The 1,317-nt window shown below is 33.3% G+C and carries 1 protein-coding gene; it reads left to right on the forward strand.

What is annotated here, in order from left to right; all coding sequences use genetic code 11:
- Positions 1-1,167 (forward strand): leucine-rich repeat protein (locus DZ60_RS0121955; RefSeq protein WP_025744144.1); only part of this gene is annotated, 1,167 nt, incomplete at its 5' end.
- Positions 1,168-1,317 lie beyond the last annotated feature (150 nt).

Consider the following 1,317-nt stretch of genomic DNA (forward strand, 5'->3'; position numbering starts at 1 on the left):
GTAGATGGTATTGAATATACCATAACATCACTAACAAACCCAACTACAGTTGAGGTATCGGATTATGTAGGAACAAGTAATGCGGTAGTCATACCGAATACAGTTACAAATAATAATATTATATATACCGTTACAACTATTGGAGATGCTGCTTTCCGGGATAATAATTTAATCAGTGTTACCATTCCTGATAGTGTAACAACTATTGGTGATTTTGCTTTCGCTAATAATGAATTAACCAGTGTAATATCTGAAAGTTTAGACCCAGCAACACTGTTTAGCACTATTTTTGATGATCGTAGTGTAATAGATCTTAGTATTCCTATAGGAACAACTGAAGTATACCAAATGGCTGGTTGGACAGGTTTTAATACGGTTTTATTCTTTGATGAAACTTTTATTGTAGACGGTATTGAATATACCATAACATCGCTAACAAATCCAACTACAGTTGAGGTGTCGGATTATACAGGAATAAGCACTACCGTATCCATACCAACTACAGTTACATATGGTAGTATTTCATTTACCATAACAAGTATTGGTACTGCTGCTTTCAGAGATAATGAATTAACCAGTGTTACTATTCCGGATAGTGTAACAACTATTAGTGATTTTGCTTTTTGGGGTAATAAATTAACCAGTATTATTATTAGTGATAGTGTAGAAACTATTGGTTTTAGTACTTTTCGAAATAATGAACTAACCAGTATTACCATTCCGGATAGCGTAACAAGTATTGGCGATTATGCTTTTTTTGGAAATGAATTGACCAGTGTGATTTCAGAAAGTTTAGACCCAGCAACATTGCTTAGCAATGTTTTTGATGACCGTAGTGTAATAGATCTTAGTATTCCTGCAAGTACAATAGAGGCATACCAAACAGCAGGTTGGACCGGTTTTAATTTTGTTACTGAGGATAACGTCTTAAGTGGTACCGAAAATACACCATTAGAAAACCTAATCTTTACCAGTACTACCAATACTATTGTAATACTGACTACGGGTGCGATACGTTTAGAAAATATTAGCCTATATAATATGTCCGGTCAACAGATATTAATTAGCAAACAGGCAGAGGTATCTATTAATCATTTAGCTAGCGGTACCTATGTTGCAAAGCTTACTACTAATTTAGGTACCGTTGCTAAAAAGTTTGCAAAATAAATTTTTTGTGTAATAGAGATAATAGGACATGCAGAAGGTTTAAAATCATTAAATATTAAAAACTAACTATGAAAAAACATACACCTGCTAACCTTTTTCTTTTGCAAGAATTACTGTAAGTATGGATCATTCCAAAAAGTTGTGGTTAGA

The sequence above is a fragment of the Aquimarina pacifica genome (genome assembly GCF_000520955.1).
GTDB classification, from domain to species: Bacteria; Bacteroidota; Bacteroidia; order Flavobacteriales; family Flavobacteriaceae; genus Aquimarina; species Aquimarina pacifica.